This is a genomic window from Alteromonas genovensis (assembly GCF_010500895.1).
Lineage (GTDB): Bacteria > Pseudomonadota > Gammaproteobacteria > Enterobacterales > Alteromonadaceae > Alteromonas > Alteromonas genovensis.
Genome location: NZ_JAAAWO010000009.1, coordinates 69449 through 93102, shown reverse-complemented (window position 1 = coordinate 93102; position 23654 = coordinate 69449). Strand labels below are relative to the sequence as shown.

25 protein-coding genes are annotated in these 23654 nt (G+C 45.8%); 8 read left to right on the top strand and 17 right to left on the bottom strand.

Annotated elements, in window-relative coordinates; translation table 11 throughout:
• Positions 1-32 precede the first annotated feature (32 nt).
• The 8 genes from GTQ48_RS12565 to argC form a co-directional block, all read right to left on the bottom strand.
• Positions 33-605: a hypothetical protein gene (locus GTQ48_RS12565; RefSeq protein ID WP_203565215.1), complete on the bottom strand. Its 573-nt coding sequence runs from the start codon at positions 603-605 to the stop codon at positions 33-35.
• Positions 606-693: 88 nt separating this feature from the next.
• Positions 694-1560: an alpha/beta hydrolase family protein gene (locus GTQ48_RS12560; RefSeq protein WP_338023322.1), complete on the bottom strand. Its 867-nt coding sequence runs from the start codon at positions 1558-1560 to the stop codon at positions 694-696.
• Between the two features lie 137 nt (positions 1561-1697).
• Positions 1698-3011 carry an amino-acid N-acetyltransferase gene (argA, locus tag GTQ48_RS12555; protein ID WP_163106996.1) on the bottom strand — a complete coding sequence of 438 codons (1314 nt, stop codon included), beginning with the start codon at positions 3009-3011 and terminating at the stop codon, positions 1698-1700.
• 18 nt (positions 3012-3029) lie between these two features.
• Complete coding sequence (gene argH / locus GTQ48_RS12550; RefSeq protein ID WP_163106995.1) at positions 3030-4412, bottom strand: argininosuccinate lyase; 1383 nt, start codon at positions 4410-4412, stop codon at positions 3030-3032.
• A gap of 24 nt (positions 4413-4436) precedes the next feature.
• Positions 4437-5642, bottom strand: a complete 1206-nt coding sequence (locus tag GTQ48_RS12545; RefSeq protein ID WP_163106994.1) for an argininosuccinate synthase — start codon at positions 5640-5642, stop codon at positions 4437-4439.
• A 14-nt stretch (positions 5643-5656) separates the two neighbouring features.
• Positions 5657-6568: an ornithine carbamoyltransferase gene (locus tag GTQ48_RS12540; RefSeq protein ID WP_163106993.1), complete on the bottom strand. Its 912-nt coding sequence runs from the start codon at positions 6566-6568 to the stop codon at positions 5657-5659.
• The gene (gene argB, locus GTQ48_RS12535; RefSeq protein ID WP_163106992.1) at positions 6565-7371 is read right to left on the bottom strand and encodes an acetylglutamate kinase; all 807 of its coding nucleotides are present in this window, start codon (positions 7369-7371) and stop codon (positions 6565-6567) included. Before argB ends, GTQ48_RS12540 begins: the two co-directional genes overlap by 4 nt.
• A complete protein-coding gene (argC, locus tag GTQ48_RS12530; RefSeq protein ID WP_163106991.1) occupies positions 7368-8381 on the bottom strand; it encodes an N-acetyl-gamma-glutamyl-phosphate reductase in 1014 nt (337 codons plus the stop codon). The genes argB and argC overlap by 4 nt, the downstream gene beginning before the upstream one ends.
• Positions 8382-8958: 577 nt before the next feature.
• Here argC and GTQ48_RS12525 point away from each other — a divergent pair.
• On the top strand, positions 8959-9369 hold the full coding sequence (locus GTQ48_RS12525) for a methylglyoxal synthase (protein WP_163106990.1): 411 nt from the start codon (positions 8959-8961) through the stop codon (positions 9367-9369).
• Between the two features lie 127 nt (positions 9370-9496).
• On the opposite strand, the gene GTQ48_RS12520 is transcribed toward GTQ48_RS12525, so the two are convergent.
• On the bottom strand, positions 9497-10369 hold the full coding sequence (locus GTQ48_RS12520) for a Spy/CpxP family protein refolding chaperone (protein WP_163106989.1): 873 nt from the start codon (positions 10367-10369) through the stop codon (positions 9497-9499).
• A gap of 246 nt (positions 10370-10615) precedes the next feature.
• Here GTQ48_RS12520 and GTQ48_RS12515 point away from each other — a divergent pair, with 246 nt between their 5' ends.
• The 4 genes from GTQ48_RS12515 to trmL all read left to right on the top strand — a co-directional run bounded on the left by GTQ48_RS12515 (position 10616) and on the right by trmL (position 14357).
• Complete coding sequence (locus GTQ48_RS12515) at positions 10616-11323, top strand: response regulator transcription factor (protein ID WP_163106988.1); 708 nt, start codon at positions 10616-10618, stop codon at positions 11321-11323.
• Between the two features lie 5 nt (positions 11324-11328).
• Complete coding sequence (locus GTQ48_RS12510) at positions 11329-12678, top strand: ATP-binding protein (RefSeq protein ID WP_239060109.1); 1350 nt, start codon at positions 11329-11331, stop codon at positions 12676-12678.
• Between the two features lie 181 nt (positions 12679-12859).
• On the top strand, positions 12860-13825 hold the full coding sequence (locus tag GTQ48_RS12505) for an alpha/beta fold hydrolase (protein WP_163106986.1): 966 nt from the start codon (positions 12860-12862) through the stop codon (positions 13823-13825).
• Between the two features lie 67 nt (positions 13826-13892).
• Positions 13893-14357, top strand: a complete 465-nt coding sequence (trmL, locus tag GTQ48_RS12500) for a tRNA (uridine(34)/cytosine(34)/5-carboxymethylaminomethyluridine(34)-2'-O)-methyltransferase TrmL (RefSeq protein WP_163106985.1) — start codon at positions 13893-13895, stop codon at positions 14355-14357.
• Positions 14358-14534: 177 nt separating this feature from the next.
• Here the strand turns inward: trmL and gpsA are convergent, their stop codons facing one another.
• The 4 genes from gpsA to GTQ48_RS12480 all read right to left on the bottom strand — a co-directional run bounded on the left by gpsA (position 14535) and on the right by GTQ48_RS12480 (position 16876).
• Positions 14535-15599: an NAD(P)H-dependent glycerol-3-phosphate dehydrogenase gene (gene gpsA, locus GTQ48_RS12495; protein WP_338023321.1), complete on the bottom strand. Its 1065-nt coding sequence runs from the start codon at positions 15597-15599 to the stop codon at positions 14535-14537.
• Positions 15600-15604: 5 nt separating this feature from the next.
• Positions 15605-16114 carry a protein-export chaperone SecB gene (gene secB / locus GTQ48_RS12490; RefSeq protein ID WP_032095458.1) on the bottom strand — a complete coding sequence of 170 codons (510 nt, stop codon included), beginning with the start codon at positions 16112-16114 and terminating at the stop codon, positions 15605-15607.
• 62 nt (positions 16115-16176) lie between these two features.
• The gene (grxC, locus tag GTQ48_RS12485) at positions 16177-16437 is read right to left on the bottom strand and encodes a glutaredoxin 3 (protein ID WP_163106984.1); all 261 of its coding nucleotides are present in this window, start codon (positions 16435-16437) and stop codon (positions 16177-16179) included.
• 13 nt (positions 16438-16450) lie between these two features.
• Positions 16451-16876 carry a rhodanese-like domain-containing protein gene (locus tag GTQ48_RS12480; protein WP_032095456.1) on the bottom strand — a complete coding sequence of 142 codons (426 nt, stop codon included), beginning with the start codon at positions 16874-16876 and terminating at the stop codon, positions 16451-16453.
• Between the two features lie 310 nt (positions 16877-17186).
• On the opposite strand from GTQ48_RS12480, the gene GTQ48_RS12475 reads away from it, so the two are divergent.
• From GTQ48_RS12475 to GTQ48_RS12465, 3 genes are all read left to right on the top strand, one after another.
• The gene (locus GTQ48_RS12475) at positions 17187-18365 is read left to right on the top strand and encodes a murein hydrolase activator EnvC family protein (RefSeq protein WP_239060108.1); all 1179 of its coding nucleotides are present in this window, start codon (positions 17187-17189) and stop codon (positions 18363-18365) included.
• A gap of 202 nt (positions 18366-18567) precedes the next feature.
• Positions 18568-19368, top strand: coding sequence for a divergent polysaccharide deacetylase family protein (locus GTQ48_RS12470; protein WP_338023320.1), 801 nt, complete (start codon positions 18568-18570; stop codon positions 19366-19368).
• Between the two features lie 125 nt (positions 19369-19493).
• Positions 19494-19931, top strand: coding sequence for a MerC domain-containing protein (locus GTQ48_RS12465; RefSeq protein ID WP_163106983.1), 438 nt, complete (start codon positions 19494-19496; stop codon positions 19929-19931).
• A 22-nt stretch (positions 19932-19953) separates the two neighbouring features.
• Here the strand turns inward: GTQ48_RS12465 and GTQ48_RS12460 are convergent, their stop codons facing one another.
• The 4 genes from GTQ48_RS12460 to rsgA all read right to left on the bottom strand — a co-directional run bounded on the left by GTQ48_RS12460 (position 19954) and on the right by rsgA (position 23601).
• The gene (locus GTQ48_RS12460; RefSeq protein ID WP_163106982.1) at positions 19954-20643 is read right to left on the bottom strand and encodes a glycerophosphodiester phosphodiesterase; all 690 of its coding nucleotides are present in this window, start codon (positions 20641-20643) and stop codon (positions 19954-19956) included.
• A gap of 8 nt (positions 20644-20651) precedes the next feature.
• Positions 20652-21533 carry a DMT family transporter gene (locus GTQ48_RS12455; protein WP_163106981.1) on the bottom strand — a complete coding sequence of 294 codons (882 nt, stop codon included), beginning with the start codon at positions 21531-21533 and terminating at the stop codon, positions 20652-20654.
• Between the two features lie 3 nt (positions 21534-21536).
• Complete coding sequence (gene asd, locus GTQ48_RS12450) at positions 21537-22415, bottom strand: archaetidylserine decarboxylase (RefSeq protein ID WP_163106980.1); 879 nt, start codon at positions 22413-22415, stop codon at positions 21537-21539.
• Positions 22416-22557: 142 nt separating this feature from the next.
• Complete coding sequence (gene rsgA, locus GTQ48_RS12445; protein ID WP_163106979.1) at positions 22558-23601, bottom strand: small ribosomal subunit biogenesis GTPase RsgA; 1044 nt, start codon at positions 23599-23601, stop codon at positions 22558-22560.
• Positions 23602-23654: the final 53 nt, after the last annotated feature.

The window sequence follows — 23654 nt, the reverse complement described above, 5'->3', positions numbered from 1 at the left end:
ATAGTTAATTAAGCGCAGTTAGACAAGCACAGCTAAATAAGCACGGCTCGGCTTTTATAGTAGGCTTTTTGCAACGGTTTCAGATCCCAATCTTCAAGTGATACTGAAAAACTAAAATCGCCAACGTTTCCTTCCCACCGTGTTTCTGGAGGTGTCGCCCACGACTTCATAAACACTAATTTTCCTTGAATACAGTGCAGCACATCAATATTTTGTTCACCGTCGGCACCATAGTATTTAGTTTCTGTAATAGCAGAACCTTCTTCGCAGGGCTCGTCAAAGAATACGAAACCTCGATAACGGCCACTATCGCTAATGGTTAAAAGGGCTGCATAATTTTCATCTACGTATACCTTACGCAAGGCAGGTAAATCCCCTTCAACTCTTTTTATTTGAACACGCCGCTTTTCGTCAAACCATGACCACCCTTTGCTGCCCATAAAATTAAGTTCTTCTCGTTTCAAGGCGTGTTTACTCATACTTTTATATGAAAAAAAGGCGCCCGCGCCTATGGTGAGAAGCACAAAGACAATAGCAACAGTGAGTAGTCGTGATGTGTAAAGCGCCATAACGATAAAGAAAATTGAGTAATAGTACAGTTGCATAAATATACGTAGATAAAGTGGTAAACGTTTGTTTATCGCATCCAATTAACCGGAATTTAATGTATCAGGATTGGGTGTTTACTCTGCGCTAAGCAACACTATCAAAGTACTCAGTTACTTTAGGCCAAAGGTGTTGGCACTTGCGTGAGAAGAATTTCATGTGACCAATGTCTTTCACGTTGTGCTCGGCAGGGTCGAGCTGCTCCACTTCAGCCTTCATATTGGGGAATACACTTATCATGTCATGCACATTTTTTATGTTAGCTATGTCATCATCAGTGGCAAGTAACCATTTTGAGGGAATACGGATATCGTCAAAGTAATGGTTTTTTACTTCCTTCCCAAAAGCCGTTTTTATGTATCCACTGCCGTTACACCATTGTTGCCACTGGCGAGCAACCTTTTTTGGCAAGGGCTCACCCATACCAACCCATTGTGAGTTCGTGCAGCCAAACAAAAAGTTACTTAAGGGAATAAAGCCATTCATAAAAAAATGCGCTTTGATTAAATATCCCTTACGCATATTTCGTAAGCTACCTGATGAGCTACCAAAGTTACAAAAAGCACTCAGGTCGTGAACATTGTGCATGAGACCTAGCAATTGCCCACCTGCGCTATGGCCCACTAAAAAATAGTGACAGTGTGAAAAGTGAGATTTGAGCGTTGATAATATGGCAGGCATGTCTTGCTCGCCCCAGCTTACCAGCGACGCATTGCTGTGCTTTAACGGAACGTTACACGATTCACCAATACCACGATTATCGAATGTGATAACACCGAAGCCCTGTTCGCACAAATACGTGGCGAAGGCGCGATAGAATTGACGTTTGATGCCCGTAGCAGGGCCCACCATGATAGCCGCTTTCGCTGGGGTACTAGGTGTAAACAAAGTGGCTTTTAGCTGGGTTTTGTCTTCGCAGGTTACAAAGATATCGTCGGTTTTTATGTCTGTCACAAATAGGCCCGCTCGCAGTTTCTGGTCGAACCAGTAAAGCGAGTTTGCCGTTAATTTGCAACAAAGAGGGTATTTATTTTGATGATAAATGCCTATGCCAAAGCGGCCCTAAGAGCCTTTTGGCATAGGAGAAAAGGCTACTCTACGTTTAGTGTAAACACCTTCGAATTACGCTGGAAGTTGTACAGCTCTTTTTTCACTTCTGGCAAAGCACTGATATCTGCAGGCTGAAACCCCTGCTCCAAAAACCAGTGAGCTGTCACTGTGGTCAGTACAAATATACGATTGATACACGCTTCTTTAGCACGTCTGCATACTTCTTCTAGTATACGTTCACCGCGGTTTTTGCCGCGGTAATCTTGATGTGTTGCCACACATGCAAGCTCGCCGCAGTCATCCTCGGGATACAGATAAAGTGCTGCGCAAGCGATGATCATTCCATCACGTACAATAATAATAAATTGATTAATTTCACTCTCAAGGCGTTCGCGAGAGCGTTTGACCAATACGCCACTGTCTTCTAAGGGCTTAATAAGATTCAGTATGCCGCCTACATCGTCAATGGTTGCAGCTCGTAACTGCTCGTAATGATGTTCCATCACTAACGAACCTGTGCCATCGCGAGTGAACAGCTCTTGAAGCAGTGCACCGTCGTTTTCATAACTAATGCAGTGTGCTCGCGGCACGCCAGCTGATACGCTGGTGGTGAGAGCACGCAGTACAGTGTGTTCCGTGGTAATGCTGCCGCCCATTATCATTTTCTCTAACTGAGGGCGCTCAATGGTGCGAAGCAATTTACCATCGCTGTTATACACGCCATCGTAATTTGAAAATACAATGAGCTTATCGGCTTTAAGTGTAATAGCTGCTTGGGTGGCCACATCTTCATGAGACAGGTTGAACACCTCTCCTGTTGCTGAATATCCCATGGGCGAAAGCAAAACGATTGAACCGTCATTTAAATGATCGTTAATGCCCGTTATATCAATGCGTCTCACTAAACCGGTATTTTCAAAATCAATACCGTTGCGCACTCCCATGGGTTTTGCCACCACTAAATTTCCAGAACACACGCGAATTTGTGCGCCGTGCATAGGAGAGTTTGGTAGGCCCATGGTTAACAAGGCTTCTACTTGAGAGCGCACCGAGCCAGCGGCGTCTTTTACGCACTCAAGCGTTTGCTTGTCGGTAATTCTTACGCCGTCTTCAAAGCGCCCTTCAATATTGCGAAGGGCCACTCTTGAGTCTATTTGCGGCCTCGCACCGTGCACAATAACTACGCGCACGCCAAGTGTATTCAGCAATGCGATGTCGTGAATAATATTAGGGAAATTGGGATGTTCAATGGCTTCGCCACCGAACATCAGTACAAAGGTCTTTCCCTGGTGGGCATTAATATAAGGCAGCGAGCTGCGAAATAATTTAATGCCATCGTGATGCGCTAATACCATGCGAGTATGTCCCTACCGCTACCCTTGTTTATCCAAGTTTTCCAGCTCTTGATACAGCGCTTTAGTCACTGTTTCTTTACTGGTTCCGCCAAGTATATTTCGTTGATTAACGCCAAACTCAAGCTGCAGCACCGGATACACATCGTCTTCAATCTTGTCGCAAATAGCCTGCAGCTGGCTAAGGGGCAAATCTTCAATGGCACAGCCATTTTCAATAGCCTGCAGCACCACGCGACCTGCAATATCATGACCGGTTCTAAACGGAATGCCTTTGCCCACCAAGTAGTCAGCAAGTTCAGTGGCATTGGAGTACCCTTGCGCTGCAGCAACGCGGCAGCGTTCTTCGTTTAGTTGCAACGAGTCGAGTACTTCACTGGCGATGCACAAACAAATATGCCATTGATTGACAGCGTCAATAGCACCTTCTTTGTCTTCCTGCATATCTTTGTTGTAGGCAAGAGGCAGCCCTTTCATGGTGACTAACAGTGCTTGTAGTGAACCGAAGACTCGGCCGCATTTTCCGCGCATTAACTCTAGTGCATCCGGATTTTTCTTCTGAGGCATAAGTGAAGAGCCCGATGTCACGCTATCACCTAACTGCAGAAAGCCAGCTTCGCCAGAGTTGTAAAAAATCATATCTTCAGCTAGGCGAGATAAGTGCATCATGCTGGTGCTTGCAGTAAACAAAAGCTCAAGCACGAAGTCGCGATCTGAAACCGCATCTAGGCTGTTCAGACAAGGAGAATCAAACCCTAACTCATCGGCAATGGCATGGCGGTCAACAGGGAATGTTGTACCAGCTAATGCACCAGAGCCCAGCGGACACTGGTTCATTCTTGCTTTTAGGTCATCAAGTCGACTTAGATCGCGCTTTAGCATTTCAACGTATGCCAAGCACCAATGTGCAAAGTGAATAGGTTGAGCGCGCTGTAAGTGGGTATAACCAGGAATAATAGCTTCTTGGTGGCGACTTGCAGCGTTTAGCAGCGATTTAATGACGCCAAGAACGTCGCTGCGAAGTGAAGCAATATGTTCGCGAACCCATAGCCTAAAATCGGTTGCTACTTGATCGTTACGGCTTCTACCCGTGTGCAGCTTTCTGCCAATATCACCCAGCTTTTCAATAAGCGCAGCTTCTACAAAGCTGTGAATATCTTCTTCGCTAGAGGCATCAAAATCTAACTCGCCGGCATCAGCTTGCGCTTTAAGCTCGCTAAGTGCTGCTTCTAGCTGCTGCTGTTCGTCACTAGTCAGCACGCACGCTTTTTGCAGCGCCCGTGACCAACTTATTGAACCTTGTATATCTTGGCTCGCCATAACACGGTCAAACGGTAAAGAGTCGTTAACCTGCTTAAACATACTACTTGCACCGGATTCAAACCGGCCACCCCACAACGCCATGTGATACTCCTTTAACCTTTGTGATTAGCCTTGGTTTTTTAATGCTTCAATACGACTAGACAGGCTGAATAAACGGATAAATCCTTCAGCGTGTTTTTGATCGTATACATCATCGGCGCCAAACGTGGCGAAGTCTTCAGAATACAAGCTGTTAGGCGAGCGACGCTGGGTTACTGTTGCCTGACCTTTATAAAGTTTAACCACGATATCACCCGTCACTTTTTTCGCGAAGGATGCCGCACCAGCAAGCAGTGAATCGTTTAGCGCAGTAAACCAACGTCCGTCATACATAACATGGGAAAACTCTAAGCCAATCTGCTCACGGTATTTAAGCGCTGCTTTATCAAGTACCATGGTCTCAAGTGCTTTGTATGCTTTTAGCAGTACTGTGCCGCCAGGAGTTTCATAGCAGCCACGAGACTTCATGCCCACTAAACGGTTTTCAACAATATCGATACGACCCACGCCGTGTGCCGCCGCAACTGTGTTTAGCTTCACTAACGCTTGATATGGCGATAATGCTTCGCCGTCAATGTGAGTCAGTCTACCTTCGTTAAATGACAAATTTACGCGCTCCGGTGTGTTTGGCGCATCTTCTGGGTCTACCGTCATGGTCCAGACTTCTTTCGTCGGCTCTTGCCATGGATCTTCAAGCTCACCGCCTTCGTGAGAAATATGCCATGCATTGGCGTCACGGCTGTATATCTTTGTTGCTGAGGCGGTAGTGGCAATGTTGCGCTCGGCCAAATAGGCCAATAGGTCTTCACGGCTTACCATATCCCACTCACGCCATGGTGCGATAACCGTTAAATCTGGTGCTAGTGCAGCAAAGGTACTTTCAAAGCGCACTTGGTCATTACCTTTACCGGTACAGCCGTGACACAGTGCATCAGCACCTACTTTTCTTGCCACTTCTACCTGCGCTTTAGCGATAACAGGGCGGGCCATTGAAGTACCTAATAGATACTCGCCTTCATATACAGCGCCTGTGGTAATTGTTGGAAAGATGTAGTCGTTAACAAACTCTTCTTTCAAATCGATGATGTGGCACTCGCTAGCACCTGAAGCGATCGCTTTTTCATGAAGGCCTTCAAGTTCTTCATCGCCTTGACCTACATCAGCGGCAAACGCCACTACTTCACAGTCATAGTTTTCTTTAAGCCATGGAATGATAGCTGAGGTATCAAGTCCGCCGGAGTAGGCCAACACGATTTTTTTAACGTTTTGCATCTAAGTAGTTCCTCTTAGGCACTGAGTAATTGAGTAAGGATGGCGTTTTGGCCATGCATTCTGTTTTCGGCTTGCTGCATTAATAGCGACTTGTCACTATCAATCAGTGAGCCAGTAATTTCTAAGTCACGATGGGCCGGCTGGCAGTGCATTACGCAGCTAGCACCTGATGCCTCCATAAGCGCTTCGTTCACTTGATACGGCATAAACGTTGCTTTAATGGTTTCAAGGGGAGTGTCATCACCCATAGAAAGCCATGTGTCGGTGTAGATGACATCGGTACCATTTGCGGCTTCTAACTCGTTGCTTTCAACAATTGTTGCGCCGGTCTTCTCAGCTAACGCTTTTGCATGAGCGACAATGCTGGCATCTGCTTCGTGACCTTTCGGAGTAATCACAACTTGGTTGCAACCTAACAGGGCGCCAACAATCAATAGCGAATGGGTTACGTTGTTGCCATCGCCGATATAGGTCATGGTCAAACCCGTCGTTTTACCAAAACGCTCGAACATGGTGAGGTAGTCGGCTAAGCCTTGGCAGGGGTGGTATTTATCGCACAATGCGTTAATCACAGGTACATTCGCCGCTTCAGCATAGGTCTCTAATGTCGAGTGAGAAAATACGCGAGCAACAATGGCATCCGCCCAGCATGAAAGATTGGCAGCGGTATCTACCGAGTCTTCACGACCTGCCAGCTTGCCCGATTGCACATCAAGATACACCATGTGGCCGCCAAGCTTGTTTATACCAATATCAAAGCTCACTCGGGTGCGCAGAGACGGTTTTTCAAATAGCGCAACAATCGACTTTCCTTTTAGCACATTGCTATAGCTTGCCGGTGCTTGCTTTATTTCAACCGCAAGTTTAAGTAATGATTCCATTGCCTCTGGGGTCCAGTTGGCAAAAGTTAATAAATCCTGTTTCATTCGTTGTCTCCCAAGACGCCATTTAGTGACGAGGTCTCGCAGGGTATAATTTGTGTACCCGTGTTTTTATTAAGTATGTCAGTGATGTCTGCGGTCCAGCTGGCAATGTAGACCGCACGCGATAGGGTGTTTGCTGACTGAAGGGCTGCGTCGACCTTTACCTTCATGCCATCAACAATAACGCCCGCAGCAGAGTATTCTTCTATACGCGTTGCGTCTAACTCGCCAATAAGCGCTTTGTTACCATCGAGCACGCCGTCAACGTTGGAAAGCAGCAACAGTTCTGCATCGAGTAATTCAGCAATTACCGTTGCTGCCTGGTCGGCGTTGATATTGAGTAATCTGCCTTGTGCGCTTGAGCCAATAGAGCTGATAACCGGCAGCACAGACTGGGCTAATACGCTTTTTAAAAAGCTAGCGTCGGCAGTGGCAGGCGTACCAACGGCACCGTATTTGTCTGCCAGTGGTTCACAAACTACCATGTTTCCATCAAGTAATGATAAGCCCACGGGCGTTAATCCTGACGCTATTGCCGCAGCACAAAGCTGCTTGTTTGCCGAGCCAGCTAATGCGCCACAAATGTAAGGCATATGTTCATCTGGGGTTACCCTTAGCCCATCTATCTTAGTACTCTTAAGTCCTAAGCTAGCCATTAAGGTTTCCACCAGTGGCCCACCGCCATGCACAACCGCAACAGGACGGCTTTTTTGTACTTCTTTAACGCTTAAAAATAACCGGGTCATCGCAGCGGCGTCATCGAGTAACGCGCCACCTACCTTTATGACAATGGGGGAACGGCTCATAGTACTAACCCTGTTTCTATTGGCTGTTTAGTCATAATGTTTACGCATTGAATGGCCTGCGATGCTGCGCCTTTCATAACGTTATCAATTGCTGATGTGACAACGGCATAACCTGATGACTCATCAAGCTTCCAGTAAAGGTCAACAAATGGCGTGTGTGCTACATCATCTATTTTAGGGAAGCTGCTGCGCAAACGAACAATAGACTTATCAGCATAGGCAGCTTTATAGGCTTCATCAAGTTGCTCTTGAGTGACACCTGATTTTAATTTCACCGTTACCGTAGCTAATATCCCGCGTTTAAAATTACCTAGATGAGGCGTGAAGATAACGGGGGTGCCGAGGTATGCCTCAATTTCCGGCGTATGGCGATGGCCTAAAACACCATAGGCATGCAGGCTAACTTCGAAAAAGCTGGTGGTAAGGCTTGCTTTTCTACCGGCCCCAGAGACTCCGGACACTGCATTAATGACGGGACGAACAGCGCTATCTAACAAATTGTTTTCACCCAGCGGCTTAAGTGCACTTAGGCTGGCGGTGGGGTAGCAGCCCGGTACAGCAATAATTTTGGCTTGCTCAATAGACGAGGAATACCATTCAGCCAGTCCATAAACCGCATTGTCTAAACTTGCTTGCTGCTTGTGAGAAAAACCATAAAAGGCCTCGAATACCTCAGTGTCTTTTAGTCTAAATGCGCCAGAGAGATCGAGTACTTTTGCTGAGCCTGAGGTAAGCAATGGCATCCAGTCGTGGCTTGCTTCATGAGGCGTTGCTAAGAATATAAAGTCAACGTCATGCGCTAACGACTCTAAAATACTGTCGCTAATGGGGATAAGTGTTGCATCAACGTGGGCTAACTTTCCGTGTAGCTCGCCAATGGGTTTATTGGCATCGGCGCTGTTCGACGACACATAGGTTCCAGACAGCGTCAATTCAGGATGCTGTTGTACTAACTCTACAAGCTGTGCCCCTGTGTAACCACTGGCACCAATAATTGATACGTTATACATAATAAGTCTATTTTGAATAAAGAGAAAAAAATCACTTTTTACCTTTGTAAACTGATTGGACTCTATTGCCTAACCGCTACCACATTACAAAGGTAAAAAGTGTGCTACTGCAACAGCATAGATGAACGCGAGCGTCGTCGCACACTATGCAAAGTGTAGCTAGCCAGGGGAGTGGTAAACATGGTTACGTTGCTATTAAATTCAGCAGCGTAAATCGATGTTGTCATTATGCGTTCCTGTATCGTGTCATCCTCACAATAGATGACTGTTTTGACCGTGGATAAGTCTACCAATTTTGAATTTATATGCAATATTAATGTATAAATATTTTAAATTGAGTTGTCGTTATCGTTTTTTGCTGTGATATATTCGTTAACTAATATAGTACATTAGTATCTATTACATAAATTTGACACGGACTTCGCTGAGATTGAATATTTATACATGCCGTTTTGGCGAGGATGGCTATGTAAACAGCGTAAGACGCTGTACACTTTCCCTGTTGTCATAATTGGTTATTATAATTGGTTGTCATAATCGTATTTATCGGTTTACACATAAAAAGGCAGATTCAGCAATGAACAAGCTTACTTTGGCCCTAGTTGCCCACGATCATAAAAAACCTGAGTTATTAGCATGGGCTAATCAGCATAAAAAAATATTAGAACAATGCAATCTTGTCGCCACTGGAACAACAGGTGGGCTGGTGGCTGATGAAATTGGACTTCCGGTACAGCGCTTTAAAAGCGGACCGTTAGGTGGTGATCAGCAAATTGGGGCACTGATTGCTGAAAATAAGCTAGATGCCTTATTCTTTTTCTGGGACCCGTTAAATGCCGCTCCTCATGACCCTGATGTTAAAGCGCTGCTGCGCCTGTGTTCTGTATGGAACGTACCTGTGGCGTGCACACCGGCAACCGCTGATTTAGTTGTGACGTCACCGCTATTTTTGTCGCCAGAATATAAGCCAGTAAAGCCCCACTTTTAAACATTGAGTCGAAGTGACCTAGTATCATTGGCCCACTGCTTAGAACAACATATGCTAAAACAAAAAGCCGAGAGCAATGTCTCGGCTATGAATGAACGAAAGGTTGAGGGCTATTGAGATAAGAGCTCTACTTAATTAGATCCATCAAACCTCGCATTTCTCTCTTCCTGCTTTTAAGCTCTACTTGTTGCTCGTCGGTAAGCACGGCCATTAATGTGCTTCTGAATTTAACCTTTTCAACGCCCGCAGCGATAAGGTCGTCTTCATATTTCGCGCTAAGGGCAATAAAAGCATCTTCAGAGAACGCATCACTTCTCACTAAGTCGCGCTGTGCCTGTTTGAATGTTTTCACTGTTTCGCGATGTGACTCTGCACTCTCTTTCTGTGAATCAATCAATTGGGCAATTTCGGCCTTTTGTTCATCAGACAAAAACAGGCCAGCAAACTGTTTCATCTCTCTTTGGCCGCGCTGCTGTTTGTCGCCTCTGCTATCTTTGTGCGACTGCACAGCCTGCTCTCTGCGTTCGTGTTTACGTTCACGCTTCTCTTCAAACTTAGAGTGGCGCTCATCGAGTTCTGCTTGCTGCTCTGTGGTTAACACGGCAAAAATATCATGGCGTAATGTTGCAAATTCAAGCTGCTTTGACGATTGCTGTGCAACACGCTGTGCCACCATCTCAGTAATTTCAGCGTCCGTCGCCGTGGCTAAATCTAATCTTGGCGTTGAGTCAGCATTCCTGCGCTCTTGTTTTGAATGGCCATCGGTTCCATTAGAGTTGGCTTCTTTAAATTGAGTGACTAACGCTTTAATTTCACTTTTTTGTGCTTCACTAAGGGAAAGGCCGCGAAGCTGCTTAACCATCTGTTTAACTGAAAACTTTGCTGATTGCTGGTGACGCATTTCTGTGTCGTGATGCTTGGCATAAGCAAAACCACTGATACCTACGGTCGCTACAATTGCGCTAGTAATTAGTAATCGTTTAATAAGTAATCGTTTCATTTTCGTCTCCTTTTATTTGACACTGATAGATTAGTACCAATCGTCCAGCTATACAGTCAGCAAACTGTAAAGCTTGTGTAAAGGCGATACGATATCAAGACTGGAAGGAGTGGAAGCGATATAGTAGCGATATAGAAGTCATATAGAAGTTGTGCAGCCCAGTAAAAGCATTGCTTAGCAGCGTACAGTTTCAATCAATGGGCACAGCGGGTATGGGAATAAATCATAAAAGGCGAGTGTGTTTTCATGAGCAAGGAGTTCCATCTACAGTCTGTATTAGTCATCGATGATGATATTGAACTAACCGATATGTTGTCGACTTACCTCTCTGGTATGGGGTATAGCGTTAACGTGAAAAACGACGGTGAAGCCGGATTGTCTGAAGCAATATCCGGCCATCATTACGACCTTATTCTTCTCGACGTCATGATGCCAAAAATGGACGGTTTCGAGGTGCTCCAAAAACTTCGCGCTAGCCATACTACACCAGTGCTTATGTTGACGGCTCGCGGTGATGACTACGACAGGATCTTAGGCCTTGAATTGGGAGCCGATGATTATTTGCCAAAGCCCTTTAATCATAGAGAGCTAGTAGCGCGAATTAAAGCCATAGTGCGGCGCTATACACTAACTGCCGCTGGCGGCGGCACAGAGCAAGACCTTCTTATTAATGGTATTTTCCTTAGTCCTAGTAGTCAGCAGGTCAAGGTGAACGATATAGCGCTAGAGCTGACAACCACAGAGTTTATGGTGCTCAGGCTTCTAATGCTCAATGCCGCACAACGAGTGACAAAAGAGCAAATTAGCTTAAAAGTATTGGGCAAGCCCTTACAAGCATTTGATAGAAGCATCGATATGCACGTGAGCAATTTACGCAAGAAAATATCTGCAGTGGCGCCCGGCGATAAGATAAAAACCCTGCGCGGTGTGGGCTATATGCTGCTGCCGGAGTAATGCAGATGTTTAAAAAGTTAAATCCAACACGCAAAATTATGGGGCGCATTTTTTTGTGGTTTTGGGCTACATTTCTTGTAACAGCTGCGCTAGCCGTTGTGGGGACACGTTTTTTCTTCGAAGAATTAGAAGTTGTTGATATTAAACCTCAAGATGTGCGCGCATTGTCCGTGTCTGTCTCGCGAATTCAGCGTAACAATGCACAGCAAGTGCCTCTTGTTAAACTGCTTAACCGCTTCGAGCGAGAAAGACGGTGGCGTTTAATCGCTGTGAATACCAACAGCAAACAAGTCATTGTGCCTTCCGGTCCGCCCCTTCGAGATGTTGATGTTCGGGCGCTGCAAAACTTAGTAGGACAGGAGTCTGTCATTGCGATTAAACGCGGGGCGGTTAAATTTTCTGGACCTCTGTTTTTCAATTATGGTGGGGAACGTTATGCGCTGTTTTCAGCAAAGTTAGATCGCAGTGAAGAAAACAAGCCATCGTTTTTACTACTGTTCTCTATCGCCATACTGACCACAACCATACTCAGTTGGTTGTTTGCACGCTCGTTAACTTCACCTATTCTTGATATACAAAGTTCTGCCAAAAAACTTGCCAGCGGGCAGTGGGACACGCGAGTTGGCTCTGCATCGAATCGCCATGATGAATTAGGTGAGCTAGCCCGAGACTTCAATACAATGGCCGCACGATTGCAAGCCATGTGGGGCTCACAGAAGCGCCTCTTAGCTGATGTATCTCATGAGTTGAGGTCGCCACTGGCTAGGCTACAAATGGCATTAGGACTGGCGTATCAACAAAACGTAGACCCTGACACATTAAGCCGAGTTGAGCGAGAAGCTGAACGCATGGAAGCCTTGGTGGCACAGCTACTTACGCTAAGTCGTGTTGAGGCTGGTCATGTGTCGCTTACCAAGCAGCCCCTAGCCGAAGTGCTCAACGATGTATTTACTGACGCTAACTTTGAGGCACAGAATAAAAATAAGCAGCTGCGTATTGCTGAAGTACCACAAATAACCGTTGAGGTTGATAGCAACATGCTCTGTAGGGCGGTGGAAAACGTGCTAAGAAATGCTATTCGCCACAGTAAAGCGCTTACCTCGGTTGCTTTTGAGCATGACGATACACAGTGGCATATCTCTATTTCAGATGATGGTGATGGTTTGTCACAAAAAGAGTGCGAACAAATATTCTCTCCGTTCTATCGAGCATCTCTGGCTCGAGAGCGTGAGTCTGGCGGAGTTGGGCTTGGGCTCTCTATTGCTAAGGCCGCTGTAGAGTTACATAACGGAGTTATCTGTGCTGAACCTCAAAGTGATAAAGGGTTAAAGGTGACTTTATCCTTTCCCCGGTAGTGCATGGTATTACCCTAGGGCGTGTTGATCTTTGCTGTACATTTAGCCCAAAACTCGTACGTAAAAGCTCAACACGCCCTAATCTGCTATTAAATAAATAAAACTTTGTGAGTATGTTGGTAAAGTACCTAGGTTTTTAGGTATCATTTCGATATAACAACTTTATAACAAGGCAAAACACATGGAATGGACGTTCACGTCTGAAAATGACCTGGCGACGACGTTTGCTACGGCAATAAACCCATTCTGGCAAGAGCACGTCACTGAAGGGGCTTTTAAAGGCCAAGAAGGTTTCAGTGTTCGGTACGCGTTTTGTATTCCAAAGAACCCGCGTTCTACGGTGGTGATCAGTTCTGGCAGAATTGAGTCTTACTTAAAGTATAAAGAGCTTATTTTTGACCTATACCAAAATGGGTTTGCTGTCTTCATTCTTGATCATCGAGGACAAGGGCTGTCCGATAGGCTGACTCACGACCCTCAGCATGGCTATGTAAGCAGCTTCGATGATTATGTGGACGACCTGATCACCTTCGTTAAAGAAATAGTAAAGCCAAAACAGTGTGGCGAGTTACAGCTTGTGTGTCACTCAATGGGTGGAGCAATTGGTGCCCTTACTCTGCTACGGGTGCCTACTTTATTTGACAAAGCCGTATTGGCTTCGCCTATGTTTGGTATCAAGCCAGCCTTGCCTGACTGGGTGGCCAACGGACTTATTCGTACCGGTCTGGCCGTAAATAGAATGAGAAAGCAGCAGTCGGGGTACTTTTTTGGCCAAACGCCTTACATCGCATTCCCCTATTCATTGAATAAACTCACTCACAGCAAATCCCGCTACGCGCTATTTCGTTCGCTGTATGATGAAGAGCAAGAAATACAGCTGGGCGGCGTGACGACAGAATGGCTAGCTGCTGCACATGAAGCTATGCACCGAATAGAAGATAGTGCTAGGGCCGTCACCACACCTATGATAATTTTTAGTGCCGATGGTGACAGCATTATTGATAATACTCGTCAGCGCCGAGTGGCAAAGAAAATGCCAAATGCAGAGTTAGAAGTCATACCAAGGGCCTATCACGAGTTATTTACCGAGTCGGACTCCATACGCGAGCCCGTGCTTAATCGACTATGTGATTACCTTTCTAGCTAAACGCAATGGAAGTATCGCAACTCATTCCATAGCCCTTAACTTTATAGCAGTAAGTAGAACTCACAGCATGTTTGATATTGTACTTTTCCAACCTGAAATTCCACCAAATACAGGTAACATTATTCGTTTATGCGCCAATAGTGGTTTCGCGCTACACCTCATTGAGCCGCTTGGCTTTGAATGGGACGATAAACGAGTACGACGGGCTGGCCTCGATTATCATGAGTTTGCCCATGTGAAGCGACATGCAAATTTAGACGCCTACATTGAAGATGCAAAACCCACGCGAATTTTTGCATGCACCACAAAAGGAAAAGCGTTTCATAGCGATGTCAGCTTTAAAAAAGGTGATGCGTTAATATTTGGCCCTGAGACGAGAGGGCTACCTGATGAATTTATTCAGTCTCTTCCTGAAGGGCAGCGAGTAAGAATTCCTATGCTGCCAGACAGTCGCAGTATGAATCTTTCTAATGCCGTGTCTGTGTTTGTTTATGAGAGCTGGCGTCAAATGGGATACGAAGGAGCAAGATAGTCTTTGACAGCGAAACCATTTCTCGTCGAGGCCATTTCGCGTTGAGACTCCCTCACCCTGCATACCTTCTTAAAAGCGTAAAAAAAGCGCAGCGTGATAAAACGCTGCGCTTTTTTTAGTGTTACATTTGCGCTTTTACAATGCTTGGGCAAACGAAGTTTCAGTCACTGGAAACGACTAGCCCTCAGTTCGAAGGTCCCGTCCTAACAGCGCTAAAGCGGCCTCTTTAGGGTTTTTGTCGTGATACAGAACGGCATAAATTTGCTCACAAATCGGCATTTCTACACCCACCTTGTTCGACAATATATGCACTTCTTCGGTATTTCTGTAACCTTCAACCACTTGCCCAATTTCTTCTATGGCTACGTCAACGGATTTACCTTGACCCAGTGCCAAGCCAAAGCGGCGGTTTCGAGACTGATTATCTGTGCAGGTAAGCACTAAGTCGCCAAGTCCAGCCATGCCCATAAAGGTTTCAGGGTTGGAGCCGAGCTTTACGCCTAAGCGGGTTAGTTCGGCAAGACCACGGGTTATCAGCGCAGTACGAGCGTTTGCACCAAAGCCCAAACCGTCGGCCAATCCCGCACCGATCGCGATAACGTTTTTCACTGCACCGCCAAGCTGTACGCCAGTAAAGTCTGAGTTTTTATACACTCTGAATGATTTTGCACAGTGAAGCTTTGCCGAAAATTCATCAGCGAAAGTATCGTCAGTAGAAGACAGCGATATAGCAGTGGGCAATCCCGCTACCATTTCTTTGGCGAAGGTTGGGCCGGAGAGTACCGCTAGAGGGTAATCAAGGCCTAAAATTTCTTCTGCTACTTCTCGCAACAAACGTCCTGTTTTTGGTTCAAGACCTTTTGTCGCCCAAATAACTCTGTGATGAGGTTTTAGCAAGGGCTTTAAGCTTGTCAACATAGCTGCAAAAGCGTGGCTTGGAACCACGACTAATATGTCTACGCTTGCTGCCACAACGCTTTCTAAATCAGCATCTACCTGCAGCGCATCAGGAAACGTTGCTCCTGGTAAGTATCGAGCATTTTCTCGAGACTCTGCGAGTGCTTGTATGTGCTTTTCGTCCCGACCCCACAACAGTGTTGGTTTACCATTTCTGGCAAGACAAAAAGCAAGAGCAGTGCCGTAAGACCCTGCTCCCAATACCGAGGTAGACGATACCGTTGTAGATGGTACCGAGGTAGACGCAGCAGAAACCGAAGGTTCACAAGCCGTCTTAGTGTTCACGTTATTTACGCGTCCATCTTAGGCGCTTGGCCCTGTGCTTGTTGCGCACGTTTTTGCACATAAGCTGCAAAAATTGCATCAAAGTTTACAGGTGCAAGGTTAAGCGGAGGGAAAGTCCCGCGGTTGACCAAGTTAGAGATGGTTTCACGTGCATAAGGGAAAAGCATATTCGGGCAGAACGAACCAAGAGTATGTGCTTTGTTCTGATCTGGCATTTCGCCAATAGCAAAGATTCCTGCCTGCTGAACTTCACAAAGGAACGCTGTTTCTTCGCCAAGAGACGCAGTAACGGTAACAGAAAGTACCACTTCGTATACGTTCTCTTCTAGCTTGTTTGTGCTAGTGTCGATATCCAGCTTAATTTCAGGCTTCCACTCTTTTGTGTAGATAGCCGGCGCATTGGGTGATTCAAAAGAAATATCTTTGGTGTAAATGCGTTGAATATTAAACTGTGGTCCTTGCTGAGCCTGTTCGCCTGCAGCCTCGCCGTTATTTGTCTGATTTTCGTCAGCCATGATAGTTCCTATTTATTTGTTGTTTTATTTTAAATTTAGAGCGTTGCTGTCGTGCTGACGCTTTAAGCTAAACCCAGCATTGGGTCGAGTTTACTCGCGGCTTCTAAAGCCATCATCTCGTCACAGCCGCCAACGTGCTGATCATTGATAAAAATCTGCGGTACTATCCAGCCACCGTTTGCACGCTCAATCATAACGTCGCGCAATTCAGGCTGCACGTCGATGGGATATTCAGTAAATTCAACACCTTTTTGCGTAAGTAGTGCTTTTGCACGATGGCAATATGGGCAATGGCCCTTGGTGTATAGTTCAACGTTGCTCATAAAAGGTTACCTATTATTTTGAAACGGGAAGGCTGGCGCTTTGCCACGCATTCATACCGCCTTTCAATACATTCACATTTGCGAAGCCGTCTTTTTGCATCGCACTTGCTGTACCACGAGCCTGATTACCCATAGCGCATACTACGATAATGGGTTTGTCTTTGCTGTTTTCAAGCTTCTTGAAGTTTTTCTCGCGAAGCTCTTCTGGTTTTATTTGTCTAGCACCGAGAATGTGTCCGGTTTTAAAGTCTTTTGCGGGACGAGTATCAAATATCACCGCGTCTTCTTTATTAATTAAAAGCGTTGCTTCATGGGTGCTTAATTCTTTTACCGACGAGGTGAGCCCGCTGACATAACTAAATATCAACATTGCCACTAACGCCACCCACACACCAGCAAGAACAATATTGTTGCTGGCAAATTCAATTAGTTGATCCATTACTGCTAACCCTGTCTACAGACCTTGAAAAGAGTGCAAAGTATATAGAAAAATCGGCGAGAAACCAGCCTGCCGTTATTCGTCGCTCGCATCAGCATTCCCATTTGCTTCAGATGGTTGATATTACGGCGAAATTGAACTGGGATTATGGCAAAGCCTCAGATACACTGATTTTGGAACGAATACCCGCGCTTTGTCATTAAATGCGCGCGATTTTAGTTAAGGTTCGTTATTTTTAGATGCTCGATGAGTTCATCATTTCAAATTTATACACAGCCATGCTTGTTAATAGGATATCTTCACCGCTTTTATGTTTTTAAGAACCGCGCTTTCTCTGCTGTCTTTTTGCTTGCTAATGCTTGTCTCGCCCCTTGCGTGCAGTCAGGACTCTGATCAGGGCTCTAGTCAACAAGTTAGGCAAGCACAACAAAAAGAGCAGCTGGCACAACTTCAGGCCGAATTAGTCGCTAGGCAACAGGTGCTTAAAAATAGTAAGGCAAGTGCAGAGGAGCTTGAGGGTGTGCTTAAGCAGTCTGAGCTGGAAATAGCCAAGATCGCTAAAGCATTGAGTAGCACCAAGCAGTCTTTAGATAAGATAAAAGACGAGCAACAGGCACTCCAAAAAGAGCAGAGCGAATTGAAAACCGCGATTCGTCAGCAACAGTCGTTACTTGCCAGTCAGCTTAAAAGCGCCTTTATGGCAGGGCACTACGACTATGCAAAAATGCTGTTTTATCAAGAAGACGCTAAGTCCTTTGAGCGCGTCATCACCTATTACAAGTATGTTGCGAAAGCACGTCAAAAAGAGATTGAAACGTTTAGGGATAACGTGGCTCGCTTAGAAGCAGTTAACGCGGAATTGGTTGAAAAAGCAGAATCGTTAGCGCGCCTTCAAGATGAGCAAGAAAATCAGCGGGCTATCTTGCTTACTCGCCAGAACGATCGCAAAGCCACACTGAATAAGCTCAATCAAACGATTGCGTCAGAAAGCCAACGAATTGCCTCCCTGCAAGCAAACGAAAAAGCCTTAGTGGATGCTATCGAAAAAGCGCGCATTGCGGCTGAGCGAGCGGCAAGAGAAGCGACGATTACGCTAGACGGATTAGCCAAGCTAAAAGGTCAGCTCGATTCGCCAGTGAAAGGTCGCATACGCAAGCTGTTTGGAAACAGAAGGCAGGGGCAGGTACGATGGAAAGGCATTGTTATTGATGGCGCAGAGGGCGACCCGGTAAATAGTATTGCACAGGGTAAGGTGCTGTATGCTGATTGGCTACGCGGTTTTGGGTTGGTCTCTATTGTCGACCACGGTGACGGTTACATGAGTGTGTACGGGCACAATCAAGCGCTTTTAAAGCAGGCGGGAGATGACGTGCGAAGGGGAGAGCGTATCGCTTTGGTAGGGCGAAGCGGGGGGCAAGAGTTTCCGAACCTCTACTTTGAAATTCGTCATAAAGGCAAAGCAGTTAACCCGACGATTTTTATAAACTAGCTAGGGTTTGTATTAAGTGGCCGTGTATTCAGTAGCTATGTATTGAGTCGCTATTCTGCACGGCGAGTTGTGTCAAATTCATTACTTGGTATGCTAGGTCAACACCTCTTAGTCGTCTGTTTCACTGGCTTGGTGTTTATAATAAGCGCTGGTAAATACCAGGAACAAATAATAATAAATCAATGGATATTGTTAGGTGCACGTGCGTCGTTTTTTAATTAGCGTAACTATAGCGATGAGTGCTGCTACTTGCAGCCTCACAAGCTTATCTGCTTTTGCAAAGCCTAATATCATTGTTATTCTCGATGACCTTGGCTACAGACCTACTGATGTGGCCGCATTTTCACTTCCTAAAGAGGTGGCGTTTTCTATTCTTCCGCAAACGCCGCTGTCAACAAGCATTGCTCAACGCGCTGAAAATGAAGGTCGCCCTGTGATGTTGCATATGCCGATGCAAGCCACAAATCACAAGTCCATGGGGCCCTTAGGTTTGAGTACAGATATGTTTCCTGGTGCCATTACCCATACATTGCGAAAAGCCATCAAAAGTGTTCCTAATGCAATTGGGGTAAATAACCACATGGGGAGCGCCTTCACTGGGCAAGAAGACTCAATGAAAGCGCTTATGGAAGAAATTAAGCGCCAAGGTTTGTTTTTTGTAGACAGCAGGACAACCGTCTTAACCAAAGCTCAAGAAGTTGCTGAACGGGTGGGGGTGCCAAATGCCAGCCGCCAGATTTTTTTAGATCATCAGCGCAACACGGCATTTTTCGAACGCCAATTTAAGAGAATGAAAGATATAGCAAAAGCTAAAGGCTATGTGGTTGTTATCGGCCATCCCCACCCTGAAACCATCGCATTTTTAAAGCAGCAGTTACCTTCTTTAGAATCTGAGGGATTCAACCTGTTATCCATTGCAGATTATTTCGCAAAAGACGAGCAAAGCGACCAGTTGCTCGCCACTTATTCCACCGATAGCGGCGCATCCTCTCCAAACGAGTAGCACGATAGAGTGCAATCGGACATGAACTGCGCGAATTCGATATAAAGTTTAATGCGAAGAAATTTTTCATTTCTCCCAATTTGTTATATTATAACGTCTCTGACACGTTTTAATATAAGGTATCCATGGCTCCTCTTGATGACAATCCAGCGAAATTAGACAAATTAGACAAATTAGGCATTTGGGTGTCTGGTCTGTGTGCGCTGCATTGCCTTGCGCTGCCAGTACTTATTCCTCTGTTGCCATTGATTGGTTCAACCTTTTTTGCTCAGGTCTGGTTCGAGCGCACCATCTTGTCATTTTCTTTATTGGTTGGCGCAGTAGCCCTCATTAGCGGTGCAACCCGTTATCACGGTCGGTATTATCCACTTGCTTTGCTGTTAACCGGTGGCGTAATTTATTGGAATAAAGATATATTTGGCGAGTCCTACGAGCCCTTCACTATAGCGACGGGTGCATTTTTGATTGTAGCGGGGCATTGGGTAAACATGCGTCTTTGCCGTCAATGTAAGTGCTGCAAAAACTCTGTATTGTCGAATCACTTATCGACAGAGGCAAAGTAGCCGACTACTTCAGATTTGAATTTTACCTCAAAACCTCAATCGCTTTATTCGGCACATTGGTAAATATACCTGTTACTCCCCACGCGGCTAACTGCTGCATATCTCTTGGTTCATCCACCGTGTACACATACACTTCAAAGCCTTGAGAGCGCACTTCTTCCACAAAGTCTTTTTCTACTGCGTCTAATGCAATGTTCACAGAGTAAGCGTTAAGTGCTATTGCACTTGCTGTGCAGTCCAGTTCGTAGCTTGCGGTTAATGCACCTATTTTTACCTCGGGCCAACGAGCGACAATACCAGCAAGCCAATGGTGGTTAAATGACGATACAAGCACCTGCTCTTCTGCAACCGCACTTTGTGCGATGGCCTGTTTAGTTTGAGTTACCCAAGTGTCGATACACTGAAGGTGCTTTATTTCAATATTGCACCAGCGCCCTATAGGCACCGTAGCTAGGGTGTTGTCCAACGTAGGAATGCACTCACCTTCACCAATATCTAAGTGGCGCAAGGTAGACCATGGCGTATCTAATAAATAACCAGGAGTACGGGCCCGTCGAAGCAGCAGCCTGTCGTGAAAAACAATAATGCCGCTGTCGTGTTGATAAGTATCAAACTCAATGCCATCAGCGCCCTGCTCAAAAGCCAAATGAAAGGCTTTGAGTGTATTTTCGGGAGCGGCTTTACTGGCACCACGGTGGGCAAAAATACGCATAGCTATTCCTACTCATCTTGTACGTTTGATTGATGGAGTTTGTGCGTATTAAGCGTTTCGTAAACCGATGCCGATGTAATAAGAATACCGCCAATGAGGGTGCGAAACGTTGGGCTTTCATCAAGCACAATGATAGCGAGTGCGACGCCGTATAGGGGTTGCATGCAAGCGATGAGAGAAAAGGTTTTTGCGCGCAAATGGCGTAGAGTGGCAGCAATAAGGGCGTGTGGCAGCGCAGTGAAAACAGTACCTAATAGCAATAGCATGAGCCAATCGCGAGTTGTTGCTTCGCCAATTCTGCTACTTATGGTTGGCAGCAGCACCGCGATGATCACGAGCGTTTGCCAAGCCATGGCTTTTGCACCGCTATACTGCTTGAAATGCTTGCGATGAATAATATTTCTAAACGCGTACAAAATAGCCGAGCCAATGCCTATCAATACACCAAGCGTGACTTCATTTTCCAACGAAGACTCGGGCACAATAAGATACACGCCTACAATAACGGTGAGGGCCGATACAATGTCTTGCCATACCAATCCTGTTTTTTCAAAAAAAGGCTCAATGAGCACGGTGATAACAGGAAAGGTGAAAAGGGCAATCATTCCTACCGATACGCCGGCGTACTGCATGGCCGCAAAGTATGAAATCCAATGCAGTGCCATAAGCACGCCTAGTCCGGTAGCAATTAGGTAATCACGGCGAGAACGAAGTGATAGCTCGTCTTTCGTTAAGGTTAGAAATGCAAATAGGGCGATACACGCAAAAACAGAGCGTATCAGCGTGATATCGCTAGCACTTAACGGGATAAGACGAGAAAAAAGCGCCGTACCACCAAGCAGAACAACAGTAAAATGCAGCGATATCAGGCTTTTTTTAACAGCATCCATAAATTAAGTGTCAGTGGTATCGGCACTGCGTTTTGCTGCCATTGGCTCACCGAGACGGGTGACCATACCCGGCACAAGATCTTCAAAATCTATGGTGTCTTTCTCGAAACACACCACAATAGTAGAGCCCAGTTTGAAGCGGCCTAATTCGGCACCTTTTTCTAACTTAACGGCAGCTTCACTGTCTTGCTCGTAAGTCCAGTGCTGCACATTTTGACCCGCTGGTGGTGTAACCGTGCCCGCCCACACTGTCTCAATACTTGCCACAATGGTGGCACCAACAAGTACCATTGCCATTTTGCCCACAGGGGTATCAAATATAGCGACGACCCGCTCGTTTCGAGCGAATAATCCAGGTATGTTTTCTGCGGTCAGTGGATTAACTGAAAACAGTTCGCCAGGCACATAAATCATATCTGTAAGGGTGCCTTCAACAGGCATATGAATACGATGGTAGTCTCGCGGCGCTAAGTAGATAGTTGCAAACTTGCCGTTTTTGTAAGGAGCAGCGATATCTGGCTTGCCACCTAGTAACGTGGTTAAGCTAAAGTCGTGTCCTTTGGCTTGAAATATGCTGTCGCTTTCAATATCGCCAAACTGACTGACGGTTCCATCTACAGCATGGATCAGCACATCGTCGTTGTCGTCGATGGTGCGAGCCTCGGGTTTTAAAGGGCGCGTGAAAAAAGCATTAAAGCTTCGATAATGAGAAGGGTCTTCGTGCAAGGCTTCTGACATATCCACATTATACTGCTTTATAAAAAGCTTGATTAACGATGTGGTTACGCTACCCATTTCTGCTTCAGCAAGCTTTCCCACCAAGCGTGATATGAGGTGCTTTGGGGTTACGTACTGTAAATTAACTTTAAGCCAATCTAACACTAAAAATTCTCCATTTTTCTAACAAGGCCCTTTCAACGGGTGAGATTGTACCTTATGTTGCGCAACGACAAACTACTTAAAGATTATGGATGCTTCCAAGTCGATATAAGTACGCGACTAAAGGTTTTGACGCTAGAGCTTTTTAAGCCCCCGGAGGCTGACTGTGGCTCGGCCTATTTTCTTCCATCGAGACTAAAATTCGATGATAACTTTCAAAGCGTTCTTTGTTTATTTCGTTTTCTTCGACCGCTTTTTTAATTAAACACCCAGGGTCGTTTAGGTGCTTACAGTCTCTAAACTTACATCCGCCAAGGTAATCTCTAAATTCAATAAAACCCCAAGTGATACGCTCGCTGGGAATGTGCCAAAGCCCAAATTCTCGCACTCCAGGAGAGTCTATTAAGTCTCCTCCCGCAGGAAGGTGTAGCAGTTTCGCTGTTGTGGTGGTGTGCTGACCTAACCCAGAGTTATTTGAAATCTCGCCCGTGAGTTCATCCGCGTCAGGCAGTACCTGATTTATTAGGCTAGACTTGCCCACGCCAGACTGGCCAACAAATACGCTTATACTATTATTTAAGTAGTCGTTAAGCGCTTCGATGCCTTCGCCAGTTGCACAGCTAGTGTAGAGCACTTCATAACCCAGTTTTTCATAGGTGGTAAGCTGATTTGCCACCGCAGTTCGTTCTTCGTCGCTAAGTAGCTCAACCTTATTAATCACTATCAGCGGTGTTATGCCTATGTCTTCACAGGCAACAAGATAGCGGTCGATAATATTGGTTGAAAGCGAGGGCAGAATAGCACTCACTACAATAATTCTATCTATGTTCGCGGCGATGGGTTTTACGCCGTCATAAAAGTCGGGACGGGTAAGTACAGAGTGTCTGTCTTTGACAATTTCAATAACACCGTTTACACCGGTGTCAGTGGTATCACCTTTACTAAAAAAGACTTTGTCTCCACACACTACGGAGTCCACCGTGCGGCGAATGTGACAACGTGAAATAGTGCCGCTAGTGTCCTCTACATCGGCATGCTTGCCAAAGCGACCCACGACGGTGCCGCTCAGCAGCGCGCTCTCATCCGGTGTAGAGGATGATGAGCTCGCGTGTTTTTCTTGCAAGCGTTTGCTACGGTTAGTTGCAACTTGACGCTTTTGTCTTTGAGTAAGTTTTGGTTTTTTCGCCACGATTATTTTCTAGTTTCACGTATACTAATACAATAATAACGTTTGTAGGGCAT

Excerpts from the sequence above, each read along its gene's own strand:
- GTQ48_RS12565 (WP_203565215.1), bottom strand. The coding sequence starts at position 605 with ATGCAACTGTACTATTACTCAATTTTCTTTATCGTTATGGCGCTTTAC.
- argA (WP_163106996.1), bottom strand. The coding sequence starts at position 3,011 with ATGGTATTAGCGCATCACGATGGCATTAAATTATTTCGCAGCTCGCTG.
- argH (WP_163106995.1), bottom strand. The coding sequence starts at position 4,412 with ATGGCGTTGTGGGGTGGCCGGTTTGAATCCGGTGCAAGTAGTATGTTT.
- GTQ48_RS12545 (WP_163106994.1), bottom strand. The coding sequence starts at position 5,642 with ATGCAAAACGTTAAAAAAATCGTGTTGGCCTACTCCGGCGGACTTGAT.
- GTQ48_RS12540 (WP_163106993.1), bottom strand. The coding sequence starts at position 6,568 with ATGAAACAGGATTTATTAACTTTTGCCAACTGGACCCCAGAGGCAATG.
- argB (WP_163106992.1), bottom strand. The coding sequence starts at position 7,371 with ATGAGCCGTTCCCCCATTGTCATAAAGGTAGGTGGCGCGTTACTCGAT.
- argC (WP_163106991.1), bottom strand. The coding sequence starts at position 8,381 with ATGTATAACGTATCAATTATTGGTGCCAGTGGTTACACAGGGGCACAG.
- GTQ48_RS12525 (WP_163106990.1), top strand. The coding sequence starts at position 8,959 with ATGAACAAGCTTACTTTGGCCCTAGTTGCCCACGATCATAAAAAACCT.
- GTQ48_RS12520 (WP_163106989.1), bottom strand. The coding sequence starts at position 10,369 with ATGAAACGATTACTTATTAAACGATTACTAATTACTAGCGCAATTGTA.
- GTQ48_RS12515 (WP_163106988.1), top strand. The coding sequence starts at position 10,616 with ATGAGCAAGGAGTTCCATCTACAGTCTGTATTAGTCATCGATGATGAT.
- GTQ48_RS12510 (WP_239060109.1), top strand. The coding sequence starts at position 11,329 with ATGTTTAAAAAGTTAAATCCAACACGCAAAATTATGGGGCGCATTTTT.
- GTQ48_RS12505 (WP_163106986.1), top strand. The coding sequence starts at position 12,860 with ATGGAATGGACGTTCACGTCTGAAAATGACCTGGCGACGACGTTTGCT.
- trmL (WP_163106985.1), top strand. The coding sequence starts at position 13,893 with ATGTTTGATATTGTACTTTTCCAACCTGAAATTCCACCAAATACAGGT.
- secB (WP_032095458.1), bottom strand. The coding sequence starts at position 16,114 with ATGGCTGACGAAAATCAGACAAATAACGGCGAGGCTGCAGGCGAACAG.
- grxC (WP_163106984.1), bottom strand. The coding sequence starts at position 16,437 with ATGAGCAACGTTGAACTATACACCAAGGGCCATTGCCCATATTGCCAT.
- GTQ48_RS12480 (WP_032095456.1), bottom strand. The coding sequence starts at position 16,876 with ATGGATCAACTAATTGAATTTGCCAGCAACAATATTGTTCTTGCTGGT.
- GTQ48_RS12475 (WP_239060108.1), top strand. The coding sequence starts at position 17,187 with ATGTTTTTAAGAACCGCGCTTTCTCTGCTGTCTTTTTGCTTGCTAATG.
- GTQ48_RS12465 (WP_163106983.1), top strand. The coding sequence starts at position 19,494 with ATGGCTCCTCTTGATGACAATCCAGCGAAATTAGACAAATTAGACAAA.
- GTQ48_RS12460 (WP_163106982.1), bottom strand. The coding sequence starts at position 20,643 with ATGCGTATTTTTGCCCACCGTGGTGCCAGTAAAGCCGCTCCCGAAAAT.
- GTQ48_RS12455 (WP_163106981.1), bottom strand. The coding sequence starts at position 21,533 with ATGGATGCTGTTAAAAAAAGCCTGATATCGCTGCATTTTACTGTTGTT.